Source organism: Brenneria roseae subsp. roseae (assembly GCF_003115845.1).
Classification (GTDB): Bacteria; Pseudomonadota; Gammaproteobacteria; order Enterobacterales; family Enterobacteriaceae; genus Brenneria; species Brenneria roseae.
Window position 1 is genome coordinate 21,454 of sequence record NZ_KZ819036.1, and the last position, 24,358, is coordinate 45,811.

At 53.0% G+C, this 24,358-nt stretch carries 24 protein-coding genes; 6 read left to right on the forward strand and 18 right to left on the reverse strand.

All coding sequences use genetic code 11. The features are described 5' to 3' along the window. Positions 1-272 precede the first annotated feature (272 nt). The 6 genes from DDT52_RS17505 to DDT52_RS17530 form a co-directional block, all read right to left on the reverse strand. Positions 273-1,049 (reverse strand): ABC transporter ATP-binding protein, encoded by a 777-nt coding sequence (locus DDT52_RS17505; RefSeq protein WP_210732740.1) that lies wholly within the window; start codon positions 1,047-1,049, stop codon positions 273-275. Between the two features lie 48 nt (positions 1,050-1,097). Continuing rightward, on the reverse strand, positions 1,098-1,973 hold the full coding sequence (locus tag DDT52_RS17510) for an ABC transporter ATP-binding protein (protein ID WP_210732737.1): 876 nt from the start codon (positions 1,971-1,973) through the stop codon (positions 1,098-1,100). Further along, positions 1,945-2,751 carry an ABC transporter permease gene (locus DDT52_RS17515; RefSeq protein ID WP_247595582.1) on the reverse strand — a complete coding sequence of 269 codons (807 nt, stop codon included), beginning with the start codon at positions 2,749-2,751 and terminating at the stop codon, positions 1,945-1,947. The genes DDT52_RS17510 and DDT52_RS17515 overlap by 29 nt, the downstream gene beginning before the upstream one ends. Positions 2,752-2,861: 110 nt before the next feature. Next, the gene (locus tag DDT52_RS17520) at positions 2,862-3,902 is read right to left on the reverse strand and encodes an ABC transporter permease (protein WP_136157493.1); all 1,041 of its coding nucleotides are present in this window, start codon (positions 3,900-3,902) and stop codon (positions 2,862-2,864) included. A gap of 131 nt (positions 3,903-4,033) precedes the next feature. Beyond that, entirely contained in the window at positions 4,034-5,644 is a 1,611-nt protein-coding gene (locus tag DDT52_RS17525) for an ABC transporter substrate-binding protein (RefSeq protein WP_136157494.1), read from the reverse strand. An 84-nt stretch (positions 5,645-5,728) separates the two neighbouring features. Next, a complete protein-coding gene (locus DDT52_RS17530) occupies positions 5,729-6,883 on the reverse strand; it encodes a mandelate racemase family protein (RefSeq protein ID WP_136157495.1) in 1,155 nt (384 codons plus the stop codon). A gap of 583 nt (positions 6,884-7,466) precedes the next feature. Between DDT52_RS17530 and cysG the strand changes: the two genes are divergently transcribed. The 6 genes from cysG (at position 7,467) to DDT52_RS17560 (ending at position 13,967) form a co-directional block, all read left to right on the forward strand. Continuing rightward, positions 7,467-8,846: a siroheme synthase CysG gene (gene cysG / locus DDT52_RS17535; RefSeq protein ID WP_136157496.1), complete on the forward strand. Its 1,380-nt coding sequence runs from the start codon at positions 7,467-7,469 to the stop codon at positions 8,844-8,846. Positions 8,847-9,324: 478 nt separating this feature from the next. Next, positions 9,325-10,041: an ABC transporter permease gene (locus DDT52_RS17540; RefSeq protein ID WP_136157497.1), complete on the forward strand. Its 717-nt coding sequence runs from the start codon at positions 9,325-9,327 to the stop codon at positions 10,039-10,041. Continuing rightward, positions 10,041-10,775, forward strand: coding sequence for an ABC transporter permease (locus tag DDT52_RS17545; protein WP_136157498.1), 735 nt, complete (start codon positions 10,041-10,043; stop codon positions 10,773-10,775). The genes DDT52_RS17540 and DDT52_RS17545 overlap by 1 nt, the downstream gene beginning before the upstream one ends. Further along, on the forward strand, positions 10,772-11,536 hold the full coding sequence (locus DDT52_RS17550; protein ID WP_136157499.1) for an ABC transporter ATP-binding protein: 765 nt from the start codon (positions 10,772-10,774) through the stop codon (positions 11,534-11,536). Before DDT52_RS17545 ends, DDT52_RS17550 begins: the two co-directional genes overlap by 4 nt. Before the next feature lie 49 nt (positions 11,537-11,585). Beyond that, entirely contained in the window at positions 11,586-12,455 is an 870-nt protein-coding gene (locus tag DDT52_RS17555; protein WP_136157500.1) for a transporter substrate-binding domain-containing protein, read from the forward strand. Between the two features lie 57 nt (positions 12,456-12,512). Further along, a complete protein-coding gene (locus DDT52_RS17560) occupies positions 12,513-13,967 on the forward strand; it encodes a M20 family metallopeptidase (RefSeq protein WP_136157501.1) in 1,455 nt (484 codons plus the stop codon). A 76-nt stretch (positions 13,968-14,043) separates the two neighbouring features. On the opposite strand, the gene trpS is transcribed toward DDT52_RS17560, so the two are convergent. The 12 genes from trpS to pilM form a co-directional block, all read right to left on the reverse strand. After that, a complete protein-coding gene (trpS, locus tag DDT52_RS17565) occupies positions 14,044-15,051 on the reverse strand; it encodes a tryptophan--tRNA ligase (protein WP_136157502.1) in 1,008 nt (335 codons plus the stop codon). Beyond that, on the reverse strand, positions 15,048-15,752 hold the full coding sequence (locus DDT52_RS17570) for a phosphoglycolate phosphatase (protein WP_136157503.1): 705 nt from the start codon (positions 15,750-15,752) through the stop codon (positions 15,048-15,050). Before DDT52_RS17570 ends, trpS begins: the two co-directional genes overlap by 4 nt. Further along, positions 15,745-16,422: a ribulose-phosphate 3-epimerase gene (gene rpe, locus DDT52_RS17575; protein WP_136157504.1), complete on the reverse strand. Its 678-nt coding sequence runs from the start codon at positions 16,420-16,422 to the stop codon at positions 15,745-15,747. Before rpe ends, DDT52_RS17570 begins: the two co-directional genes overlap by 8 nt. Positions 16,423-16,596: 174 nt before the next feature. Continuing rightward, positions 16,597-17,409 carry an adenine-specific DNA-methyltransferase gene (gene dam, locus DDT52_RS17580; protein ID WP_136157505.1) on the reverse strand — a complete coding sequence of 271 codons (813 nt, stop codon included), beginning with the start codon at positions 17,407-17,409 and terminating at the stop codon, positions 16,597-16,599. Positions 17,410-17,488: 79 nt separating this feature from the next. Then, the gene (locus tag DDT52_RS17585) at positions 17,489-18,433 is read right to left on the reverse strand and encodes an SPOR domain-containing protein (protein WP_136157506.1); all 945 of its coding nucleotides are present in this window, start codon (positions 18,431-18,433) and stop codon (positions 17,489-17,491) included. Positions 18,434-18,565: 132 nt separating this feature from the next. Beyond that, positions 18,566-19,651 carry a 3-dehydroquinate synthase gene (gene aroB, locus DDT52_RS17590; RefSeq protein WP_136157507.1) on the reverse strand — a complete coding sequence of 362 codons (1,086 nt, stop codon included), beginning with the start codon at positions 19,649-19,651 and terminating at the stop codon, positions 18,566-18,568. Between the two features lie 54 nt (positions 19,652-19,705). Further along, the gene (gene aroK / locus DDT52_RS17595) at positions 19,706-20,227 is read right to left on the reverse strand and encodes a shikimate kinase AroK (protein ID WP_109054730.1); all 522 of its coding nucleotides are present in this window, start codon (positions 20,225-20,227) and stop codon (positions 19,706-19,708) included. A 421-nt stretch (positions 20,228-20,648) separates the two neighbouring features. Beyond that, on the reverse strand, positions 20,649-21,890 hold the full coding sequence (hofQ, locus tag DDT52_RS17600) for a DNA uptake porin HofQ (protein WP_425591563.1): 1,242 nt from the start codon (positions 21,888-21,890) through the stop codon (positions 20,649-20,651). A gap of 78 nt (positions 21,891-21,968) precedes the next feature. Next, a complete protein-coding gene (locus tag DDT52_RS17605; RefSeq protein WP_247595581.1) occupies positions 21,969-22,361 on the reverse strand; it encodes a HofP DNA utilization family protein in 393 nt (130 codons plus the stop codon). Next, on the reverse strand, positions 22,354-22,932 hold the full coding sequence (locus DDT52_RS17610) for a hypothetical protein (protein WP_136157508.1): 579 nt from the start codon (positions 22,930-22,932) through the stop codon (positions 22,354-22,356). Before DDT52_RS17610 ends, DDT52_RS17605 begins: the two co-directional genes overlap by 8 nt. Further along, positions 22,925-23,494 (reverse strand): PilN domain-containing protein, encoded by a 570-nt coding sequence (locus DDT52_RS17615; protein WP_136157509.1) that lies wholly within the window; start codon positions 23,492-23,494, stop codon positions 22,925-22,927. The genes DDT52_RS17610 and DDT52_RS17615 overlap by 8 nt, the downstream gene beginning before the upstream one ends. A 2-nt stretch (positions 23,495-23,496) precedes the next feature. Further along, positions 23,497-24,351, reverse strand: a complete 855-nt coding sequence (gene pilM / locus DDT52_RS17620) for a type IV pilus biogenesis protein PilM (RefSeq protein WP_136157510.1) — start codon at positions 24,349-24,351, stop codon at positions 23,497-23,499. Positions 24,352-24,358 lie beyond the last annotated feature (7 nt).

Genomic DNA, 24,358 nt, shown 5'->3' on the forward strand with positions numbered 1-24,358 from the left:
TTTGAAGAGGCCAACTACAGAAAGCGTAGTGATTGTAAATACCCACTCTCTTCAAAGCCACCCATTTACCTTTTTTTACGTAGTAAATTCCGATTGTAACGAGTGGTTAAGCACAAAACCCATGAGTTCCCGGTACAGCCAATAAAAAAACGCGAGTGCGTTTTCAACGTCGCCTGCGACAGCTCAAAGGGTGGCGGGCAGGATAACCCGTGATAAAAAAGAGCTGACACGAAAGCCAGCTCCAGACGTTTTATTACATGATATGAAAAGAATTACCCCATACGTTCCGAACGCACGGCCAAATCGCGGCTGTACTGACGGCTGGCATCCACCAGCATCGCGGTATAAGCGTTCTTTGGCGTATCCCGGGTTAAATCGCCAATATCCAGCGTTTCGAGTATGCGGCCGTATTGCATCACCGCGACCCGATGGCATAAATGAGAAATAACGCCCAGATCGTGCGTGACCAACAGATACGTTAATCGCTCCTGCTGTTGCAATTCAGCCAGCAGATTAAGAATTTCCGCCTGCACGGAAACATCCAGCGCAGAGGTCGGCTCATCCAGCAGCAACACCTGAGGCTCCAGAATCAAGGCGCGGGCAATCGCCACACGCTGGCGCTGGCCGCCCGAAAGCTGATGCGGATAGCGGCGACGAAAGTGCGTTCCCAGGCCCACTTTCTCCAGCAGCGTATCAATACGATCGTCACGGTCGTTAAACCGGTGGATTGACAGCGGTTCTTCCAGAATCGCTTCCACCGTATGACGAGGATGCAGAGAACCATAGGGGTCCTGAAAGACCATCTGCACTCGACGGCAGCGATCCTGATCGATACGGTGCGCCAGTTGCTGACCATCAATCAGTAAACGTCCTTGCCAGTGATTAAACAATCCGGCCAGACATTTCAGCACGGTCGTTTTACCCGAGCCTGACTCACCGACCAGACCGAAAATATCACCATCGTCAACGGTAAGATTCACGTCATACAGAACCTGATTCTGTGTACTTCCCTGACCAAACGACAGATTAAGGTTATTCACTTCAATCATGGGTCTGTTCATATTCGTGGACTTGTTCATCGTCGCCATACCGGCTCCTTACTCATTAATCCAGGCGGGATCGCGGTTCATCACCGGCAGGCGTGGACGCGGATGGTCAATATCCGGCAGCGAATTCAGCAAACCACGGGTGTAAGGATGCTGTGCATTATCCAGATCGGCGGCGGCGATGGACTCCACCACCCGTCCGGCATACATCACCAGCACCCGATCGCAGAAGCTGCGAACCAGATTGATGTCATGGCTGATAAAAATCAGCCCCAGTCCACGTTCGCCGACCAGATCGTCGAGCATTGCCAGCACCTGTAAGCGCACAGAAACATCCAGCGCCGACGTCGGTTCATCAGCAATCACCACTTCCGGTTCGGTGATTAACATCATCGCAATCATGATGCGTTGCCCCTGTCCGCCTGAAATTTCATGGGGATACAGGTTGTATACCCGTTCCGGCTGGCGAATGCGTACCACATCCAGCATCGTCATTACTTTTTCCTTTGCTTCGCGGTGTGAAACGCGATGATGAGCCAGATAGGCTTCTGCGATCTGATCGCCAACGCAGACCACCGGATTCAATGAATATTTGGGATCCTGCATAATCATTGAAATGCGTTTCCCGCGGATCTGACGCATCCGGGCCTCATCTGCTTTTAGCAAATCCGTATCGCCGAAACGTAGCCGATCCGCCGTAATACGCGCGCTGTGCGGGTGTAAACGCAGCAAAGCGCGCCCCACGGTTGATTTACCCGAACCGGACTCGCCAACAATGGCCAGCTTTTCACACCCCAGCGAGAACGAGACGCCGCGCACGGCATCGGTGACTGCCCCGCCATTGACAAAGCTCACCCGCAGATTTTCGACGTCCAGCAGCGGGGCGCGCCGGGAAAGATTATTCAGTTCTGGGATCGAGGATGTCACGTAGGCCGTCTCCAAGGAAATTGAACGCCAGGCTGTTGATCAAAATTGCCAGCCCCGGAATAGTCACTAACCACCAGCACTCCATCATGTAACGGCGACCGGCCGAAATCATGGCTCCCCATTCCGGATCGGGCGGCTGAGCCCCTAATCCCAGGAAACCCAGTCCGGCGGCGGTCAGAATAATACCCGCCATGTTCATGGTGATGCGGATAATCACCGATGGCAGGCACAGCGGTACAATGTGATGCAGCAGAATGCGAAGAGAGGATGCCCCTTGCAGTTTCACGGCGGAAACAAAGTCGGCATGGCGCAAAGACAGTGTTTCGGCCCTTGCCAGACGGGCAATCGGCGGCCAGGCGGTTAGCGTAATCGCGATAACCACATGCTCCAGCCCGGGGCCAAGCGCGGCTACAAACGCCAGCGCCAGCACCAGACTGGGGAAAGAGATGAAAATATCGGTGATACGCATCAGGATAGTATCGACGATGCCGCCGTAATAACCCGCGACCACGCCCAGCAGCAGACCAATAGGCCCAACGGTTACCGACACCAGCGCCACAATATACAGCGTGATGCGCGAACCATAGACCAGGCGGCTAAAAACATCGCGGCCAAACTCATCGGTGCCAAACCAATGGGCGGCGCCCGGAGCCTGTAACGCATTGGCCAGGTCCTGCACCAGCGGATCGTGCGTGGCGATCCACGGTGCGAAAATCGCCACCAACAGCAGCATCAGCACAATAGCGGAACCTATCGCGGTCAGCGGGTTACGCATCATCAACAGCAGAAACCCGGCGATCCGTGCACCGCGCAGCCTCAGACGGCTCACTCGCTTTTCGGGTGGCGTGCGCACGATCTCACGAACTACCGGCGGCTCAGAGGAAATATTCATGCGTTCGTCCTCGGATCAAAAATTTGATACAGCATGTCCGACAGCAGGTTGAGAGTGACGAAAATCAGCCCCACCAGCAGCACGCATCCCATAACCGCGTTCATATCTCCCAGCAGCAGACTGCCGGTCAGATAAGAACCAAAACCCGGCCATGAGAATACGGTTTCGATCAGCACCGCCCCTTCCAGCAGTGAACCATAAGCCAGCGCCACGACCGTCAGAAGCTGTACCAGAATATTGCGAAACGCGTGGGCCCAGACCACCCGGAATTCAGACAGACCTTTAACCCGCGCGGTAATGATGTATTCCTGCGAGAGCTGCGCCAGCATAAAGCTGCGCGTCATGCGGCTGATATACGCCAGAGAATGGAACCCCAGAATGGTGGCAGGCAATACCAGATGGTTCAGCGCGCTGCGAAAAACCGCCCAGTTTCCTTCCAGCATCGCATCCAGCAACAGCAGGCCGGTACGATGTTCCACCAGTCCGTCATACGCCATGTCCACCCGTCCAGCGCCGCCGACCCAGTTGAGCCAGGCATAAAACACCAGCAACCCCATCATCCCGACCCAGAATATCGGCGTGGAATAGCCAGCCAGACTGATAAAGCGCACAACGTAATCCGCCCATTTGCCGCGTCTTGCCGCCGCCAGCACACCAAGCGGCACGCCTAAACCGGCGCCGACGATAATCGCCATCGTGGCAAGCTCGACGGTGGCGGGGAAGACCCGGATAATGTCGTCCATTACCGGTCGCCCCGTCAGCAGCGCATTACCGAGATCGCCGTGCATGAGCGAATTGAAGTAGATAAAGAACTGCACATACAGCGGCTTATCCAACCCCAGTTGCTGATAAACCTGTTGATAAGTACTTTGGTCGGCATCCTGTCCGACAATCGCCAGAACCGGATCGATTGGCATCACGCGGCCAATCACGAAGGTCAGGATTAATAATCCGAACAGCGTGACGACAACCTGAAACAGACGTTTTGCCAATCGACGCAATATCCCACCCGGCTTGATCCAGTCAGAGAAAACCATGTTCTTTCTCCTGATATCCCGTTAACGGCGACGTTCAGTCCCCACTAACGCGGTTATGTCGTTTTTGACGTTCCCGAGCGGGATGATTAGCCGGCAGCAACCCGGCCAATCATCCGCGGAAAGAGTGGAAACTAGCGCTGTTTATAGACCTCGCGCAGCTGTGTCGTAGAGGACGGATGCGGCACATAGCCTTTCACGTCTTCCCGCAGCACGATGGAATCGATCATCTGCGACACCGGAATGATGGCCGGAAACAGTTCTTCATAACGGTTCTGGATGTTGATATACATCTGCTTCTGTTTCTGAGGATCTTTCTCCAACAGCGCCTGATCAATCATGTCGTTCAGGGGTTTATCGTAGAAAGAGGTGCGCCAGCCCTGGAAGTTGGTCAGTTTGGCCTCATCGCTGTTATCCGGGTTGTAGACAACGGAGCGCAGGCTGGAGTGAGGATGCGGATCGACGCCGCCGCCGCCGCGGCCAACCAGCATATCGAATTTACGATCGCGCATTGCGCCATAAACCTGATTACCGGTACCGGAGATAATTTTGGCTTTGATGCCGGCCTGCGCCAGCGTTGACTGTACCGACGTCGCCAGATTCAGGAAAGGCTGATCCGACAGCACACGCAGCGTAGTTTCAAATCCGTTCGGATAGCCCGCTTCCGCCAGCAGCGCTTTTGCCCTCGTCACATCCAGCTGGTAGCCGGGATCCGGCAGCGTGGCATCCATCCCTTGCTGGATGGGGCGCTGGTGATAGAAACCGTAACCGGGCATCACCGTTTTGTTAATACCATCGTAATCAATGAGATAACGAACCGCTTCACGCACCTTGGGTTTCGCGAAGTATTCATTCTTCAGGCTCATCGCAACGTAATACAGCGTGCCTTTTTTCACCTCATTCACGACAACGTTCTTGTCCTGTTTCAGGGCGTTAATATCCGGCACCGACATCCCGGAAGCGACATCAATATCGCCTTTTTCAATCATCAGGCGCAGCGCCTGCGACTCGGTCATATGGCGGAAAATGACGCGTTTCATTTTGGCATCACCGTGCCAGTTGTCCTCAACCCGACTGATGCGCAACACATCTTTCGCCTGCCATACATCCAATTTGAACGGGCCAGATCCCGCTTCGCTAGTGGTCAGCCAGCCGTTGCCCCAGTCGCCGTTTTTCTCATGCGTCATCACCGTTTTGCTGTCCAGCACCGATCCGCTGCCCAGCGTTGCCAGCGAATAGATAATCAGTTTGGGATCGTTCGGTTTGGGCAATTCGATTTCGATCGTATGGTCATCTTTGGCGCGGATCATTTTCTCCACGTTTTCCGCCGTGAAGCCATAGGATTTCCAGGTCGTGGCCTGCGCCATGTTGAGGTTGAGCAGCCGCTTCATCGACCAGGCGAAATCTTGCGCCGTAACAGGGTTGCCGGAATGAAATTTCGCGTTGTCCACCAGATTGAAGGTAATGACGTTGCCGTCATCGCTCACGCTCCAACTTTTCGCCAGAGAAGGCTGGACGCTACTCAGGTTTTCCGGATCGAGCACCACCAGCGAGTCATACAGATTGACGATAATGCCCACCACCTCGTTTCCCGTCATCGCGGCCGGATCGAGCGAGAGCATATTGTTCATGTTCATACCGACGATCAGCTGATCGTCCGGCGTTTTGGCTGACAGCATGGCCGGCGTTACGGCCATACACAGGGTACTTAACAGTAGGGTACGGAGTATTGCTCGTGCTTTCATTATTCTTCTCCAGGTGTGGAAGTATGGAAGACGACAACTTTTTATTTTTTAAAGGGTTCGTTCTTTCAGATCGGACGAAAAATTTTATTCTTTGCTTAAGGTATGCCCCTCAATCCAGTCAAAGTTGATGTCTTCCCCCAGTCCCGGACGCTGGGGCAGATGCACAAAGCCCTCGTCATCCATCGGATCGACAATCGAATTCAGGTAAGCGGCAGGTTTGTCGTAATCAAGGAAGGGGTGCAACAGTCCGCGCTCATACCAGCGGCAGTTCTTGATTGCGCCGACCACCGCCAGATTCGGCGCGCCGTTGCCATGAATTTCGCAATCCATACCAAAGGCTTCCGCCAGGCTGGCGACCTTCATACATGGCGAGAGGCCGCCCACGCCTTGTACGCCCGCGCGCAAAATATCGCATGCGCCTTCCTTCACCCAGTCGGCACGGCTGAAGTACTTGCCTGACAGGCTTTCCGGTCCAATCACATCAATATCCAGACTTTTGGTCAGCCAGCTGTAAGACGCCATGCTCTGTTCTTCCATCGGCTCCTCAAACCAGGTGAAACCCAGCTTCTGGAGCTCACGGCCGATATACAGCGCATCGCTGCGGCTGTACCAGTGGTAGCCATCCAGCATCAGGCAAATATCCGGGCCGACGGCTTCACGCACCGCGGCGCACGCCCTCACGTCCATCTTCGGGCTCGGCGCAAACGACACTGGCGGCATCCAGGTGTGCAGCTTGATCGCTTTATAACCGCGTTGCACCAGTTTCTCGGCGAACCGGCCGTACTCTTCCGGCGTGGATAAACCGCCTTCCAGCTCATCGCCGCACATCGTGCTGCCGTAGGCAGGCACTTTTTCACGATAGCCGCCCAACAGCTTATGAACCGGCATATTCAGCACGCGGCCTTGTAAATCCCACAGCGCGGATTCGGCGATCGACAGTGCGCGATCGGTCAACTGGTTGGCGCTGCCGCGCTGCCAATGCACCAGATCCTGCCAGAGACGCTCACGATCAAACGGGTTTTGCCCGATCAGGACCTTACGGAAAAATGCATTCACGATATGCGGGCGAATCACTTCCGGCGGAGCAAATGCATAACCCTTATGCCCCTCATCCGTGCCGATGGTCAGCAGGGCCATTCTGGCCTGATTTTCGGCCCCCGGATGCGAATGCCCCGCGCTGTCGGACACCCGGCGAGTAGGGTAAGTAAAGACGGTGACATCAATTGACTCTATTTTCACGTTGTTACCTGCCTTGATATTTAATACGACTCATGTACATGATTTGCAGCGAGAAACTGCATTAATTAAAGGATAACGTCGCGGTACGTGCCCGGCCCGGATAAGAGCAAAAGCACATATCTGTCTGGTTAGACCAAACAAAGCGATCAACATCACAAAAAGAAACTACGTGTTAATAAAAAAAAAATAGCGTTTTATTTTTTAATTATTAAGGTTGTTTCCGCGTTAGTCATTAGGCATTTTCTTTCATATGAAGAAATTATGTTATGGATTATTGGGCAAATGCCCATATCCTTGTGAGCATTATCACTAGAAAAATGGAAGACCACATTTTAAGAATGGGTAAAATTCATACGGACAACGGCTCTCACCCTCTGGATCGATAGCCCATTCAACCGACTTTCCAACCGTACAGCGGGTAAGAGCCCGTCCGTCGTTATCAATGGCGACGCACAAATTAAACATTTATCCATCGCAGAAAGCGTAACCGCCGTTGATAATATGCCGTCATTAACATCATGCAACGCGCCCTGCCGCAACGGCTGGGCGCTTCTGCCGACCTGAATTTATTAAGAGGCGCCACATGGATTACCTGCCAATATTCTGCCAGTTACGCGATAAACATTGTTTGTTGGTAGGGGGAGGAGAAATCGCCGAACGAAAGGCGCAGTTGCTACTGGACGCAGGTGCGATTCTCACGGTGAACGCGATCGGCTTCAATGAACAATTTCTGGTCTGGCAGGAAGCAAGCCGGGTAACCCTGGTGCCGGGTAGCTTCCATTCGGATTTACTGAATGGCATCTGGCTGGTCATTGCCGCGACCGACGATCGCGAGGTCAATAAGCAGGTTTACGATCGCGCCAGCAAACTGCGGATCTTCTGTAATGCGATCGACGACGCACAAAATGCCAGCTTTATCATGCCCTCGATTATCGATCGCTCTCCCCTGATGGTCGCCGTGTCATCCGGCGGCACCGCGCCGGTTCTGGCTCGCCTGCTGCGTGAAAAACTGGAGGGGATCCTGCCCCAACACCTCGGCAAACTGGCTGCATTGGCGGGTGAATTACGTCAGCGCGTTCAGAGCCGCTTCCGGCATGCCGGAACGCGCCGCCTCCAATTCGAAAAACTGTTTACTCACGATAGGCTGGCTCAGGCGCTGGCCAATAACGACAGCATCAGCGAACAGCAGCTAACCGAACAGCTTTTTTCAGCACCGCTGGATGACAAAGGCGAAGTGGTTCTGGTGGGCGCCGGTCCGGGGGATGCCGGGTTATTGACGCTGAAAGCCTTACAGCAGCTACAGCTGGCAGATATCGTGGTCTACGATAGACTGGTCTCCAGCGATGTACTGAATCTGATCAGGCGTGACGCCGAACGAATCTTTGTCGGTAAAGCATCTGGCTACCACACCATTCCACAAGAGCAGATTAACCAACTGCTGGAAGAAAAGGCGCTGGCCGGCAAACGGGTCGTACGGCTGAAAGGCGGCGATCCCTTCATTTTCGGCCGTGGCGCCGAAGAGCTGGAACATCTGCAACTGGCGGGGATCCCTTTTTCCGTCGTTCCTGGCATTACCGCCGCCTCCGGCTGTGCGGCGTACAGCGGCATTCCCCTTACCCACCGCAACCATTCGCAAGGAGTAAGACTGATAACGGGCCATGTCCGGCATGACGCCGAGCTCGACTGGTCCAGTCTGGCGGGCGAAAAACAGACGCTGGTGTTCTACATGGGGCTTCAGCAGGCGGAATATATCCAGCGCAAATTGCTGGAACAACAGTTACCTGAAACCGTACCGGTGGCGCTGATCGAAAACGGCACCTCAACCACGCAGCAGGTCTTTACCGGCCAGCTTTCGCAACTTGGTGAACTGGCAAAACAAGCGATAAGCCCGTGTCTGATTATCGTTGGCAACGTTGTCAGTCTGAGAGAAAAACTGAACTGGTTTGCCCGTCAGCCCAAATAACCCGCCGATTATCCTTTCGTTATTAAACCGCCGTCCAATACCGGATGGCGGTCGCCTTGCACCATACAAAAGCAATGCACTATAAAAGAGCATAAAAATGCACTTTATTGTCACATTTCCTTGCAAAGCGGAAATTTGGTGCTTTACCACCCGCCCTATCTAGCCTATTTTGAAGACTTCCGCATTAATTAATAAGCAAAATATATGAATAAATAGTCAATCGACGAACAGGTAAAATATGGCCTGGATATTGCTTTGCATCCTAAGCACTTTAGTGTGAGAACCATGGCGCATGTCGAATAACCGATCATCTGTTACTACCTGATCATGTCTCTTTGCTTTATGGGCAACACGTTCTCTACCTGAGTTATCTATCTGCATCGTCGTTCCCGAACAGGATGTGCGGTCCTCTGATCACAAAAACCGTTCTGATCACCTCGTGTTTAATGACAGAACAATAAGAAGTTGGGAGCTATTCGTGGAAGAAATAACTTTCTGGCAACTCATCAGTTTTGGTGAACATGGCTGGGGGAAATTATTACTGATTGGTACCGGCATGACGCTCGCGCTGGCAAGCTGTGGTTTTCTGCTTGGCGCATTCATCGGTACGCTCGGCGCATGGTCAAAAATCTGCGGTAATCGTCCGATTCGTTATCTGGCCGATGGTTATACCACCATCACGCGCGGCATCCCGGATTTGCTTATTATCTACCTGCTTTATTTTGGCGGCAGTTCCGCGTTAACCATGCTGGGCAATCTCTTTGGCAGCGAGGGCTTTATCGGCTTCCCCGGTTTTCTTGCCGGGGTGTTTGCCGTTGGCGTCTCTTCCGGAGCACAGCAAACGGAAGTTTTTCGCGGCGCATTCTATGCCGTATCCCGCGGTGAAATCGAAGCCGCCAAAGCCTGCGGGATGCCAACGCTGCTACGGCTTCGGCGTATCATTGTGCCGCTTTTGCTGCGTCATGCTATTCCGTCGCTGGGTAATGTCTGGCAGCTGGTGCTGAAAACCTCCGCCCTGGTATCGGTTACCGGCGTCGCCGAACTCCTGACCCAGTCACAGACCGGCGCGGGCTCAACGGGCAAACCGTTTGATTTCTTTATGGCCGCGGCCATTCTGTATCTGGTTATCTCTATCTGCTCTGGCTGGATCATGCGCAGGGCGGAGTCCTATTATTCCCGGGGTGTGAAACGCTGATGGATTTTCCTTTTATTTATGAAACGTTTCTGGAGATTATTCCCGGTATTCCGCTCACGCTGCAACTCGCCATCGGTTCCGTATCATTAGGTTTCTTTCTGGCGCTGGGACTGGCGTTAATGCAGCTTTCCACTTACCGGATACTGCAATCCATTGCACGGACCTATGTGCTGTTTTTCCGCGGCACGCCGCTGCTGGTACAGCTCTTTCTTATCTATTACGGATTGGGGCAATTTACCTGGGTGCGGGAAAGCGTTCTATGGCCGGTACTGCGTGAGCCCTATTGGTGCGCGCTGCTGTCACTCAGTTTATGTACCGGAGCTTACGCCAGTGAAATCATCCGTGGCGGACTACAATCCGTACCCGACGGACAAATCGAAGCGGCCCGCGCCTGCGGCATGTCCAGACGCATGATTTTCAAGCGCATCATTTTCCCGCTGGCGATCCGTCAGGCGTTGCCCGCTTACGGTAATGAATTGATCTCCATGATCAAATCAACCTCGCTGGCATCCATTATTACGCTGATGGAAATTACCGGCATTGCCGCGCGCATCATTGCGGAAACCTACCGGGCACTCGAAGTTTTCCTGGTTGCCGGGGCTATCTATTTATTTATTAACCTTATCCTGACACGTCTGTTGATGTGGGCTGAATTTACCATGACCCCGCATTTACGTGCGCCTGGCGCATCATCGACTGCAAAAAAAATTAAGAAACTGGGAGATCTTCAATGACCACACCCGCCATCAGCCTGCGCAACATTCACAAAAGCTTCGGTTCTCTGGAAGTGCTGAAAGGGATCTCTTTTGAAGCCAGTCAGGGTGAAGTGATTTCTATTCTTGGCTCATCCGGCTCCGGGAAGTCCACCCTGCTGCGCTGCATTAATATGCTGGAGCTTCCCGATCAGGGAGAGATCGTCGTCGCCGGCGAATCCATTGAAATGAAACCCAACCGCAAAGGACAACACCGACCGTCGAATCCGAAACAGATTGACCGCATACGCAGCCAGCTCGGGATGGTCTTTCAGAACTTCAACCTGTGGTCACACAAAACGGTTCTGGAAAATATTATTGAAGCGCCGGTCCATGTGTTGAAGCGTCCACATGCTGAATGCGTGGAGCATGCCGAGCAACTGCTGGAAAAAGTGGGATTGGCGGACAAGCGGCATTACTACCCTTCCCATCTTTCCGGCGGCCAGCAGCAGCGCGCCGCGATTGCCCGCGCACTGGCCATGGCGCCCAAGGTTATGCTGTTCGATGAACCCACATCGGCGCTCGATCCCGAACTGGTCGGCGAAGTGTTACGCGTCATGCGTACGCTGGCAGACGAAGGCATGACCATGCTGGTGGTCACGCATGAAATGGATTTCGCCCGAGAAGTCTCTAACCGCGTGGTGTTCCTGCATCAGGGTGAAATTGAAGAGCAGGGTACGCCGGAGCAGGTTTTCACCGCCAGTCAGTCCGCCCGTTTCAGGCAATTTATCGCCAGCTGGTAAATCATCTACTTAATAGATAGTCAAACTATAACACCGGGAGAACACCATTATGATGAAGTCAAAATTAAAAACGATCGTCTGTTCACTGTGTCTGGCAGGCACGCTGGCCGCTTCATTCGGCGCATCGGCTGAAGAGAAAAAATGGACGACGGTCCGTATCGCCACTGAAGGCGCTTTCCATCCTTATAATTTTACCAAGCCAGACGGTACGCTGGATGGCTTTGAAATCGATATGTATAAAATTCTGTGCGATAGCATGCAGGTGAAGTGCGAAATCATCGTGCAGCCTTTTACCAGTACCATTCCGGCACTGAACGCCGGCAAGTTTGACGCCATCATCTCCGGCATGTCCGCTACAGACAAGCGCCGGGAAGTCATCGATTTCAGCCAGCCCTACTCGCAGACCGGACAAACTTTCGCCGTGCTGAAATCCAGTACGTTAGCCAAGGAATTCCCTGACGAAGGCAAACGCTTTTCCATGAAACCCGAGGATGAAGCGGCATCCATTGCGGAAATTGAAAAACTGAAACCGCTGCTGAAAGGCAAAACCATTGGCGTGCAGTCCGCTTCAATCGCCAGCACGTTCCTGGATAAGTATTTAAAAGGCGTCATGACCGTACGTGAATACAAAACCACACAGGAACACGATCTTGACCTGAAAGCCGGACGTGTCGATCTGGTTATTGCTTCCGCCGCCTACCTGAAAGGCGTGACTGAAAAACCCGGCAACACCGACATCGTCACGCCCGGCCCGCTGTTTATCGGCGGCATCCTGGGGAGCGGATCTTCCGTTGGCCTGCGTAAGAGCGATCCTGAATTAAAAGCCATGTTTAACGCCGCCATTGAGAAAGCTAAAAACGACGGCACGCTGAAACAGCTGAGTGAGAAATGGTTTGGCATGGATACGTCACCACTCTGAGTCTCTCAGAACACGAAGTCCACGCCTTGTCATAACAAAATGAAGAGCATATAGCGCATGAACCTAACACAGACTGAAAAGATACTGCCGCCAGTCGACCGTCAAACCGTGGAAGAGATCTGCGGATTAATTGCGGCCAAACGGCAACAGTTTTTTACCCTGAGTGATGGCATATGGGATACGCCAGAACTGAACTATCAGGAATACCGTTCCGCCGCACAACATGAAGCGGCGCTGAAAGCGGAAGGTTTTCACCTGACGAAAGGCATTGCCGGTATGCCCACCGCATTACTGGGGGAATTTGGCGAAGGAAAGCCGGTCATTGCGATCCTTGGTGAATATGACGCGCTGCCGGGATTAAGCCAGCAGGCGAACGTTGCAGAACCCGCACCGTTGGAAAACGGCGGTAACGGGCACGGTTGCGGACATAATCTGTTGGGCACGGCCGCATTACAGGCCGCAACCGCCGTCAAAGACTACCTGCAAAAACACGCGATGCCGGGAACCGTGCGTTTCTATGGCTGTCCGGCAGAAGAAGGCGGATCGTCAAAAGGCTTTATGGTAAAAGCCGGTGTGTTTGACGACGTCGATATCGCTATCTGCTGGCATCCGGCGACGTTTACCGGCGTCAACAGCCCGGTATCACTGGCCTGCAACGAGCTGAATTTTTACTTCAAAGGCCGCTCCGCCCATGCGGCCAGCAGCCCGCACCTAGGACGCAGCGCGCTGGATGCCGTCGAACTGATGAACGTTGGCGTTAACTATATGCGTGAGCATATGCCCTCTTCCGCCCGCGTACATTACGCCATTACCGACAGCGGCGGTCAGGCGCCTAACGTCGTTCAGGCCAATGCAACCGTCAGATATCTGGTACGTGCGCGGCAATTGCCTGAGCTGCACCAACTGGTCAATCGGGTGAAAAAAATCGCCGAAGGCGCCGCGTTGATGACCGAAACCGAAGTCAGCCACGAAGTGCTTAGCGGCGATGCCAACCTGATTGGCAACCCGCCGCTGGAACAGCGCATGCATGAACACTTGCTGACGCTGGGGCCAATTGAGTTTGACGAACACGATCGCCAGCTCGCCGCTAACTTTCAGACCGCGATGACAGAGGAAGACATTGCGAACTCTTACGCACGGTTTGGTGTAAAACCACAGCCGGGTCTGGCGCTGCACGACGATATCTATCCGCTTTATAGCCCCAATGAAGCCTTTATCGGCTCCACGGATGTGGGAACGGTAAGCTGGGTGGTACCGACCGTCCAGATCCGTAGTGCAACCTATGCTATCGGCACGCCGGCACACTCATGGCAGTTGGTCGCGCAGGGTAAAACGGAAGCGGCGCACAAAGGTATGGAATATGCCGCCAAAGCGATGGCGTCACTGGCTATCGATCTGATGTTGACGCCGGATTTGATCGCTCAGGCCAAAGCCGACCATCAAGCCAGGCTCCAGCAGACGCCGTTCGAGAACCCCATTCCGGATGATGTGTTTCCACCGCTGCCGCAGTAACTGAATAAAAGCCGTAAGGCTATTAGAGAAAGAAGGGTAATCAGGAGGCAAAAGCCTCCTGATTATTATTTAACCTTTACGGACGAGGGACAAATCCAACCGCGTTATACACTTTCTTCAGCGTTTCCTGGGCACGGGCGCTGGCTTTCTCCGCGCCTTCACGCATGACCTGCTGCAAGAAGGCCTCGTCATTACGGAAGCGATGATAACGTTCCTGTAGTTCTGTCAACATGCCGGATACCGCATCGGCAACGGCGCCTTTCAGGTGACCATACATTTGGCCGCTGAATTCCTGCTCCAGCTCGGCGACGGTTTTTCCCGTCACGGCAGAGAGAATATCCAGCAGGTTAGATACCCCGGCTTTATTCACGATGTCGTAGCGCACGACAGGCGGCTCATCGGAATCCGTTACCGCACGTTTGATCTTCTTCACCACCGACTTCGGATCTTCCAGCAGACCAATCACGTTGTTACGGTTATCGTCCGACTTGGACATCTTCTTGTTCGGGTCCAATAGCGACATCACGCGAGCACCTGACTTCGGTATAAACGGTTCAGGGATTTTGAAAATGTTATCGCCGTACAGGCTATTGAAACGCTGGGCGACGTCCCGGCTCAGTTCCAGATGCTGTTTCTGATCTTCCCCCACTGGCACCTGAGTGGTTTGATACAGCAGAATGTCAGCCGCCATCAGTACGGGATAATCAAACAAACCCGCGTTGATATTTTCTTCATAACGCGCTGATTTATCTTTAAATTGCGTCATGCGGCCCAGTTCGCCGAAATACGCATAACAGTTCAGCACCCAGCTCAGTTGGCTATGTTCCGGTACATGTGACTGCACAAAGATAGTGCTTTTCTGCGGATCAATCCCGCAGGCGAGGTAAAGCGCCAGCGTATCCAGCGTCGCTTTGCGTAACTGCTGCGGATCCTGACGCACCGTAATGGCATGCAAATCAACGATGCAATAGATGCAATCGTAGTCATCTTGCATATTAACCCACTGACGTAACGCCCCCATGTAGTTACCAATGGTTAATTCGCCAGACGGCTGTGCACCGCTAAATACGATGGGTTTGCTCATGCTAATGCTTCCTGATTTTTTAAAGATGACGGCCCGACAAGGGGCAATAGATCGGCAAAACGATCCAGCACGACGTCCGGATGACTCAATTCGATCGCTTCACCATAGTTATATCCATAAGTCATGCCGACGCAGGGGCAGCCGGCCGCCTGAGATGCCTGAATATCATTACGCGAATCACCCACAAACAGCAATTCGCTGGCGCGGAGTCCCAGCTTGCCCAGGACCAGATACAAGGGCGCGGGGTGCGGCTTTTTGGCCACCACATCGTCGCCGCCGATAATCAGCGAAAAGTATTCGCCAATGTCCAGCGACGCCAACAACGGCGCAACGAACGGCGTGGGTTTGTTGGTGACCACCGCCATTGGCAAGCCTTGCTGCGCCAGCGCCGCCAGCGTCTCTTTCACCTGAGGAAAAAGCGTACTGCCGCTATCCACGGTTTCAGCATAGTAGCGGTCAAACCATTCCCGGGTCTCACTCAATCGCGGCGCGGTTGGTTCAACACCCGCCCAACGCAGCGCCCGTTCAACCAGTACGTCCGCACCATTACCAATCCAGGTCGCCACTCGCGCTTCACCCGCCGCGGGCAATGATTGCGCCTGTAGCGCTAAATCAACGGCGGCGGCCAACCCCGGAGCACTGTTAATTAGCGTGCCATCCAAATCAAATGCCAGCCCGCGAATCGACGCCATGTCAGCCATGCTCCACCCTGCTCAATTCACCGCGCATCTGTTCAATGACGGCACGATAGTCCGACGCACCAAAAATAGCCGAACCGGCCACGAACATATCGGCACCCGCCGCCGCGATATCACCAATGTTATCCACTTTGACGCCGCCATCCACCTCAAGCCGGATGTCATAACCGCTGTCATCAATCAGCTTGCGTACCTGACGCAATTTATCCAGCGTCCCCGGAATGAAGGATTGGCCGCCAAAGCCCGGGTTGACGGACATCAATAGGATAATGTCCAGTTTATCCATGACGTAATCGAGGTAGCTGAGCGGGGTTGCCGGATTGAAAACCAGACCCGCTTTACAGCCATGATCTTTAATCAATTGCAGAGAACGATCGACGTGTTCCGACGCTTCCGGGTGGAACGTAATAAAACTCGCTCCCGCTTTGGCAAAGTCGGGAATGATACGATCAACCGGCTTCACCATCAGATGCACATCAATCGGGGCGGTAATGCCATAATCCCGCAAGGATTTCAGCACCAGAGGACCGATGGTCAGATTAGGGACATAGTGATTATCCATCACATCAAAGTGCACCACATCAGCGCCAGCGGCCAGTACGCTAGCCGTATCTTCACCAAGCCGGGCAAAATCAGCCGACAGAATAGACGGGGCGATTAAAAACGGTTTCATTTGCTTCTCCAAACGATAAAGTCTGAATTTCTGCTGCCGGAGCTTCCGTTTACCCGTCCTCCGCTCAGCGAGAATTATTGAACATAGTTATTGAACATAGTTATTGAACAATACGACTGTCCAGCCAATCATCTTTCCGTTTCCCGGCACCTTGCGTTGCTTAGCGTCGGCAAATTAACAATACAAGGCCAATAGCTCGTTTACTTTACTACGTCCCAGAATATTACGGCTAATCGTTCGACGCGCCTTGACCACATAAAGTGAAGCATCCTGATACCATTCACGAGTCAACACCGTATCATGATTGGAAATCAGCACCGGAATCTGACTTTCAACCGACAAACGCTGCGCCAATCTGGCCAGGTTCTGCTGATCGACATAATTAAAATTATTGGTGTGATACGCCGTAAAATTCGCGGTTGCCGACAGCGGGGCGTAAGGAGGATCGCAATACACAACCGACCCCGGCTCCGCTTTAGTCAATGTTTGCTGATAATGTTCGCAGACAAACGTTGCACTTTTGGCCTTAAACGCAAACCAGCGAATCTCTTCTTCCGGAAAATAGGGTTTCTTGTAACGCCCGAACGGAACGTTGAATTCACCGCGCATGTTATAGCGGCACAGGCCGTTATAACAATGGCGGTTCAGGTAAAGAAACAATACCGCACGACGGTAAGCATCTGTACAAAGATTAAACTCTTCACGCAGCAGATAAAACGTCGTTGACGTATTGACTTCCTCCGTAAACAACTTACGAGAGTCACGTACAAATTCGTCAGTGTTTGACTTGACGATATTATACAGGTTGATCAGGTCGCTATTAATATCTGCCAATATGTAGCTGTCGTACTCTGTATTCAAAAATACAGAACCCGCGCCAACAAAGGGCTCGATAAGGCAGTCTCCTGCGGGTAAATAGCGACGAATCTCTTCTACCAGCGGATATTTACCACCAGCCCATTTTAAAAAAGCGCGGTTTTTCTTCATGCCGTCGTTAGTTACTCATACGTTTCAGAGCCGCGGATTGTACTCTGTGTCAGACAGCACATCAGGGCTAAAATTGGTGTTACTTATTCAAGTCCTGCTTCACCTGACGGATCGGCTTAACCCATGGTTTTTTCGCTTGTACATCAGCAGGCAGTGTTGCAATAGCCTGTCTTGCTTCGGCAGGGGAAGCATAGACTCCGGTCACTAACACATACCAGGATTTTCCGTCACGTTTAGTTTCATAGACCCACGAATGGCTAAGATTATGCTGTTTGGCGTAGGCTGCCAGCGTATCTGAACGAGATGCACTGCTCAGTTGCAAAGTAAAATGGCTGTCAGGTGCGGTCTGTATCGAACGGTCTGATGCAGGGGACGCATTACCCGCATTGGCAGGCTTGCTGGTTACTGCGGGAGGCGCCGCCTTCGGCGTACCCGTGGTCGCAGGTCTGCTGCTGTGAGTATTTTTTTCCACCGCTGGCGTCTTCGCCGCCGGTGCAAGCGTAGCGGGAGCCGACGGCAGCGTGGTCCCCGTCGCGCCTTGAGAGAATTCGTCGACACGGCCCTGCTGCTGAGAAAGCGCATCCGTAATATTACCCGGTAATTCAATGCGCTGCTGACCGCTCGGCGGCGGCTGGACGGCGGCTTCCGTCGGCGTGCCGGAAATAGGCGGCGCACTCAGCGTCTGCGGCGCATGAGTTGCCTCACCCGGAACCGCGGCAGGATTTTCAGTGGATGTAACGGGCTGTGAATCTTGCGTCATCGAGGACGATGCAGAGAGATCGATGCTCTTTTCATCGCCGCTTTGGCTTTGAGCCTGAGACGTCTCGGGACGAGAAGGTGCCTTTAAAGCAGAACCAATCCCAATAATCAGCAATACCAGCACCACAATCCCGATGCCAATCATCAGGTGTTGTCTGGAAAGCGTGATTTTCGGTGCGGAAAAGCGGCTGCTTTTTTGCTGACGTGTGGGTCGACGGTCACTGGTATCAGGCTTCAGCTCATCTTCCGGCTTAAACTCATCCATTTAAAACCCCCCAACTGAAAGGCTAAAATCCGCAACATTATCCTCGTTACGAATTGTTAAATCATAATGCATTGTATTTTATTAACCATAAACCATCGGCGCTCATCTGTCGTTAACACGACAGTGAAACACTCAGGCAAGACAATCAGCTATCGACGCCAGCACAATATCATGTGCCACGCCACCACGGACTTCTGAATGACCAATAGATGTCGGCAGCACCAGACGCAGCTCACCTGCCAGCACTTTTTTATCACGCATCATATGGGGAAGATAAGAGTCCGGCGTCATCTGCGCCGGCCCATTCACCGGCAAACCGGCCCGAACCAGTAACGATTTGATTCGTTCAATATCGTCGACAGCAAACTGTCCGAGACGCCGGGCAGTATGAGCCGCCATCACCATACCGGCAGCAACCGCTTCGCCATGCAACCAATTACCGTATCCCATTTCCGCTTCTATCGCGTGACCGTAGGTATGCCCAAGATTCAGCAACGCGCGCACGCCGCTTTCGCGTTCGTCAGCGGCGACCACCGCCGCTTTCAGTTCGCAGCAACGGCGGATACAGTAAGCCAGCGCATCATGCTGTAGTGAACGCACCGCTTCAATGTTCTCTTCCAGCCAGAAAAAGAAATCACGATCCAGAATAATGCCGTACTTGATGACCTCTGCCAGACCCGACGACAGTTCGCGTGCCGGTAAGGTATTCAGGCAGTCCAGATCAATAACAACGGATACCGGCTGGTAGAACGCGCCAATCATGTTTTTACCCAGCGGGTGATTCACCGCGGTTTTACCGCCGACAGAGGAATCAACCTGCGACAACAGTGTAGTCGGCACCTGGATAAAACGGACGCCTCGCTGATAACTCGCGGCGGCAAAACCAGCAAGATCGCCAATCACACCACCGCCCAAGGCAACAATGGTGGTATCACGGCCGTGTGGCTTGGCAAGTAATGCGGTAAAGACCTGATCCAATACGGTCAGGGATTTATATTTCTCGCCATCCGGCAAGATGACCTGATCAACATGGACACCGTTTTGTTCAAGCACACGGCGCACACGTTCAAGATAGAGAGGGGCCAATGTCTGGTTGGTGACCAGCATGGCCTGATCCCCGGCCTGCAACGGCATAAAAGAAGCCGAATCATTAAACAATCCGGCGGCTATCGTAATGGGATAACTACGTTCCGCTAATGTTACGGTAATTCTTTCCATGCTCGCTCAATTGCCTGTTAAAAATCAGCATGATACAAAAATCATGCGTTACAATCAGTTGCTTTCCAGCATGTTGATGATCTGGTTGGCAACTACCTTGGCGCTTTGTTCGTCAGTTCGGATAGTGACATCGGCGATTTCCTCATACAGCGGATTCCGCTCTCTCGCCAACTCTTCCAGCACTTCGCGCGGCGGTGATTCAACCTGAAGCAACGGACGCTTTTTATCACGCTGTGTACGGGCGAGTTGTTTCTCGATCGTCGTTTCCAGATACACGACGACGCCACGCGCGGAAAGGCGATTGCGTGTCTCACGAGATTTGACCGAACCACCGCCTGTTGCCAGAACGATACCTTGCTTTTCCGTCAATTCATTAATGATTTTCTCTTCTCGATCGCGGAAGCCTTCTTCGCCTTCCAAATCGAACACCCAGCCCACATCAGCTCCGGTGCGTCGCTCAATTTCTTGATCGGAGTCGAAAAACTCCATATTGAGTTGCTGAGCTAACTGACGGCCAATAGTGCTTTTGCCGGCACCCATAGGCCCAACCAGAAAGATATTGCGTTTCTCTGCCATGTTTTTTGGTATTACTAAGACAATTCGTTAATGATAACCCGCCCCGCCAATCAACCCAGCGACGGGACCTAAACTGAAACCTCATGAGCGATAGTGCGAGAATCAGACAAAAAATTATCTCAATACTCAGGGTAGTTTGGCAACCGAATAAAATGTCACACCTTAGCCAAGCGGATAATATAGTGTGTTTTATCGACATTTTCGGTGGAACAACACTTCAGTGCTCAATTCGCTAACCCTTGTAAGCTAAATCCGCCGCAGCGTCAAACTTAGAAGCCATGAATCAATCAAAATATTACACCGTTGTCATGAAAACACGACGTTGCTCTGCAAATAAGAAGCCAGATGAATTCAGCACGAGCCCATTCCCCGCCTTATGACAGAGTGGTTGAGCGCAACAAGACTGGCCGCTATTCGCTTTTTACCACGAGGGAATTAGCGTCGGCGTGATAAAAATCACCAACTCCCTTCGGGTATGTTGCTGCGTATTGTTTTTGAATAAATGCCCCAACACCGGAATATCGCCTAAAGCCGGCACCTGACGACGACTGTTCTTCTTCTGCTGCTGGAAGATCCCGCCCAAAACGATGGTTTCACCATCGGCCACCGTGACCTGCGTTTGTATTTCCTGTTTATCAATCGCCAACGCTTCACCATTGTCACTCTGCTTTATCGTCTGTCCCGGCATATTCTGGCTGATTTTCAAATTTAACGTGATGCGCCCGGCCCGCAGAATACTGGGGGTCACTTCCATCCCCAAAACAGCCTCCTTAAACTCAATCGACGTTGAGCCACTGGCGCCGCTGGAAACCTGATAAGGGATTTCCGTTCCTTGTTTAATGCTGGCCGTCTGCTGATGCGCGGTGAACAGCCGGGGACTGGCGATGATTTCGAGCTGATTTTCCTGCTCTAACGCCATTAACTCCAAATCAAGCAATCGGCCATTCAACCGGGCCAGATGAAACCCGGCATTTACCGCCGGCGTTTCGACAGGAAGGCTGACATTGAAATTGTTTAGCCTGAGCGCCTTGTTCGCCATCTCGCTGGTTCCCAGCCCCCAGCTCACCCCCAACTCTTGCAGGTTCTCACTGCTGATCGTCACAATATGTGCAGCCAATTGCACCTGCGACAAAGGTAAATCCAGTTCACTTATCCAGGGTTTGAGCTGTGCTAACGCGGATTCCGTATCGCGAATCAATAGCGTGTTGGTTCGCTTGTCCACCGTCACGCTACCGCGCGCCGTCAGCAACGTCCCTCTTTGCGCCTGCACGCTGGTTGCCACCTCGGTTGCATCCGCATACCGCAACGAAACAGAAAGGTTCTGTAGCGGTTGCTTTTGCGTTTGCTGAGCAAGCGATTCTTCTTTTTGACGTTCGACTGCCTCAAGATGTCCGGCAGGATAGACCAGCAATACACTGCCATCACGTTCTACTGTCAATTGCCCCATGCGCAAAACGATATCCAACGCCTGTTGCCAGGGAACCTCTGCCAGCCGGACATTCAGTTTGCCCTCTACTCCGGGAGCAACAACCAGATTTAACTGTTGATGATCCGCCAGCGCCTGAAGCACCCGTTGAATAGCCGTATCTTCAAACGCCATAGATACCCGCTCCGCTGCCCTTGCCGGGGCCAACAGGCTGATAAACAGTAACGTTAGCACCATCATTTTCTGTACAAACACAAACCGACGCTTCATAACCTTCCTTGTTGTAGACAGCCGTTGCTAAACCGAACCGTGCGCCTAGTGAGCGACGAGCTTATTAATGAACGGGGATGCCAGAGAAACCATCGCTGGCAAGCCATCACAGCTTCCGGTCCTTGCCACCGGCGTTAATTGCATTCCCGATTTATCCAGTTGGCTGACCTGCCAGCTGCCCGGCGGAATCACTTCGCCTCGCTTCAGTTTTATCCATTGGTCGTCTGACTGCGCCAGCCATCCCACCCAATGCTCGCCAGTACCGATCACACCTTTCATTTGCCATTGCTGCGCCGCATTGATTTGGGAGCAGGCGGCGATAGGTAAGGGGTGAAAAGGATCGCGCCGAATTTCCAGCGCATTACCCGGCGCCGGGGCCAGGGTACATAAGGCAATGGGCAACAGCGCCATACGGATGCTACCGTTCGCCTTATTCAACTTTCTTACTCCGCCCGATTGTGGGCCTCATTACGGTCATTTCGACATGCAACGCCCTGTCCGTATACGATGGACTTTCCGTTGATTTCACAACCAATTGATCCATTCGCAGCACATAGGGCAGCGCAATAAACTGACGTACTACGTTTAACAGCCCCTGATAATCTGAACGGAAGGTCAATATCCAGGCGGTTTCCTCAGCGATAAGCGTTGATTTCCGCACCGCGGGCTGCCAGGAAAGCAGTACGGCGCCAGACCGGGAAAGCGGTTCCGTCGCCAATTGCGCCACCCTATCCACATGAAATGGCGTCTTACCCGTTGTCCATGCGGTTAACTGCGTTTGCATGTCGGCAAGCGACGGCATTGTGGCCAATTGCTGTTGAATATTTTGTATACCGAGAGAGTGCTCGCCAATCTGCTGTTCGACATCCGCCATCTCCTGCCTGACCTCCCCCAATACCAGCCAGTTCCCCAGCAAAATGAAAACCGTCATCAGAGCAACTTGCGCTATCGCCAGTATCCAAAATGGCTGACTTATCCAGACGGTCCAGTTAAGCATCGGGTTAGTCATGTGTAACTCCACTGCCAGCAGGCTCATCGGTTTGCCAGTCAGCCTGAAGGGCAAAATGCAAGAGCGAACGCCCGTTCTGCTGTCTGAGCGCATTGAGAATACGCACTCTCCCCATCGAAGGATGACGACCCAACGCCCGGTTCAGGTTGACAATGTCGGTATAGTTTTCACTCATCCCGGCGATCGACAGGTGTGTTCCACGATCGGCGATCTCCGTCAGCCAAAGACGTTCCGGCATCATCAATGAGAGCTGTTCCAGCAGACTGAGATAACGTTGATTGTGGCGATTCCCTGCCGCGTCAACCTCATGCTGTGCCTGATAATGCTGTAGCTTTTCCCATATCTGGCGAGCCTGTTGATATTGTGCAACCCATTGTTGCCGCTGTGTGGATACGTCGCCGAGCTCGCGCAGTAACAACGTATATTGCCGATGCCAGAGCGAGTAAACGATCCCGAATAGAACGGCGGCCAACAATAGTTGTAGCAGCAGTACCATCAGCCAATTACGTGCGCGATGCCATAAACGCCGCTGACGCCAGGGTAAAAGATTGACCAGCAGCATATTCAGGCATCTCCGGGGCGTAAAGCCAGACCACCCGCAATAACAAAAGCCGGGGGAAAATCAGGTAATGGAGGCTGCATGTGGTTAAACGCCACCAGCGGCGACCATGACAGTAACGCGTCAGACTCGCTCCCCGTCGTAAAAGAAGAGGAGGTACTACTGTAATAAGCGACATCGTCAATCTGCTGCCCGTACCGGGCGCTGACCCACGGCAGAATCGCGCTCTCCTCCGTCCATTCATCGCCGTGAATCATGCCGAAATGAAAGGCATGATTCAGCGGAGAGACCCAAAGCCATCCGTCTACCAGCCGATGCAGGAAAATTCGGTTGTTTTTGAGTCCGGCAAGGGTCGCCATACAGCGAATGGCGCAAGCCGAAATATCAACGACCTCAGGATGCAGATCCACGGCATGCAGACATTCAAGCCAACGCGCCAGTTCGTTTCGCCGCGCGGCGGTAATTAATAAAGAACCGGGCGCGTGCGGATCCTCACGGTAATCCATTGATAGCGAGTCACTGCTTATCGGCAGTTTGCGAGCCGCCATACTCTCGATGTACCAACGGCGTTCAGGCTCCCGCAATCGGTTATCCGGCGCAGACAGGCGCTGCTGCAATACCTGTTGGGCAGGAAAAGCGACACGTAGTGAAATATGACGGGGCAATAACCGACGCCATTTCAGCAAGACCTCACAAAGTGCCTCAGTATGGTGTAAACTACCCGAGCGTAACGTGTCATCCGGCAATGGGAACTGCCACCAGTGGCGCAGTTGCCAGCCGTGGCGGCGATGCTGAACCGCCAGCGCGCGCATGAAACCATTTTGTATATCCAACCCAACCCGCCAGATGTGATAAGCCATGTTCAAC

Coding starts and splice junctions, on each gene's coding strand:
- DDT52_RS17505 (WP_210732740.1), bottom strand. CDS start 1,049: ATGATTGAAGTGAATAACCTTAATCTGTCGTTTGGTCAGGGAAGTACA.
- DDT52_RS17515 (WP_247595582.1), bottom strand. CDS start 2,751: ATGATGCGTAACCCGCTGACCGCGATAGGTTCCGCTATTGTGCTGATG.
- DDT52_RS17520 (WP_136157493.1), bottom strand. CDS start 3,902: ATGGTTTTCTCTGACTGGATCAAGCCGGGTGGGATATTGCGTCGATTG.
- DDT52_RS17525 (WP_136157494.1), bottom strand. CDS start 5,644: ATGAAAGCACGAGCAATACTCCGTACCCTACTGTTAAGTACCCTGTGT.
- cysG (WP_136157496.1), top strand. CDS start 7,467: ATGGATTACCTGCCAATATTCTGCCAGTTACGCGATAAACATTGTTTG.
- DDT52_RS17545 (WP_136157498.1), top strand. CDS start 10,041: ATGGATTTTCCTTTTATTTATGAAACGTTTCTGGAGATTATTCCCGGT.
- DDT52_RS17550 (WP_136157499.1), top strand. CDS start 10,772: ATGACCACACCCGCCATCAGCCTGCGCAACATTCACAAAAGCTTCGGT.
- DDT52_RS17555 (WP_136157500.1), top strand. CDS start 11,586: ATGATGAAGTCAAAATTAAAAACGATCGTCTGTTCACTGTGTCTGGCA.
- DDT52_RS17560 (WP_136157501.1), top strand. CDS start 12,513: ATGAACCTAACACAGACTGAAAAGATACTGCCGCCAGTCGACCGTCAA.
- trpS (WP_136157502.1), bottom strand. CDS start 15,051: ATGAGCAAACCCATCGTATTTAGCGGTGCACAGCCGTCTGGCGAATTA.
- DDT52_RS17570 (WP_136157503.1), bottom strand. CDS start 15,752: ATGGCTGACATGGCGTCGATTCGCGGGCTGGCATTTGATTTGGATGGC.
- rpe (WP_136157504.1), bottom strand. CDS start 16,422: ATGAAACCGTTTTTAATCGCCCCGTCTATTCTGTCGGCTGATTTTGCC.
- dam (WP_136157505.1), bottom strand. CDS start 17,409: ATGAAGAAAAACCGCGCTTTTTTAAAATGGGCTGGTGGTAAATATCCG.
- DDT52_RS17585 (WP_136157506.1), bottom strand. CDS start 18,433: ATGGATGAGTTTAAGCCGGAAGATGAGCTGAAGCCTGATACCAGTGAC.
- aroB (WP_136157507.1), bottom strand. CDS start 19,651: ATGGAAAGAATTACCGTAACATTAGCGGAACGTAGTTATCCCATTACG.
- aroK (WP_109054730.1), bottom strand. CDS start 20,227: ATGGCAGAGAAACGCAATATCTTTCTGGTTGGGCCTATGGGTGCCGGC.
- hofQ (WP_425591563.1), bottom strand. CDS start 21,890: ATGGTGCTAACGTTACTGTTTATCAGCCTGTTGGCCCCGGCAAGGGCA.
- DDT52_RS17610 (WP_136157508.1), bottom strand. CDS start 22,932: ATGACTAACCCGATGCTTAACTGGACCGTCTGGATAAGTCAGCCATTT.
- DDT52_RS17615 (WP_136157509.1), bottom strand. CDS start 23,494: ATGCTGCTGGTCAATCTTTTACCCTGGCGTCAGCGGCGTTTATGGCAT.
- pilM (WP_136157510.1), bottom strand. CDS start 24,351: ATGGCTTATCACATCTGGCGGGTTGGGTTGGATATACAAAATGGTTTC.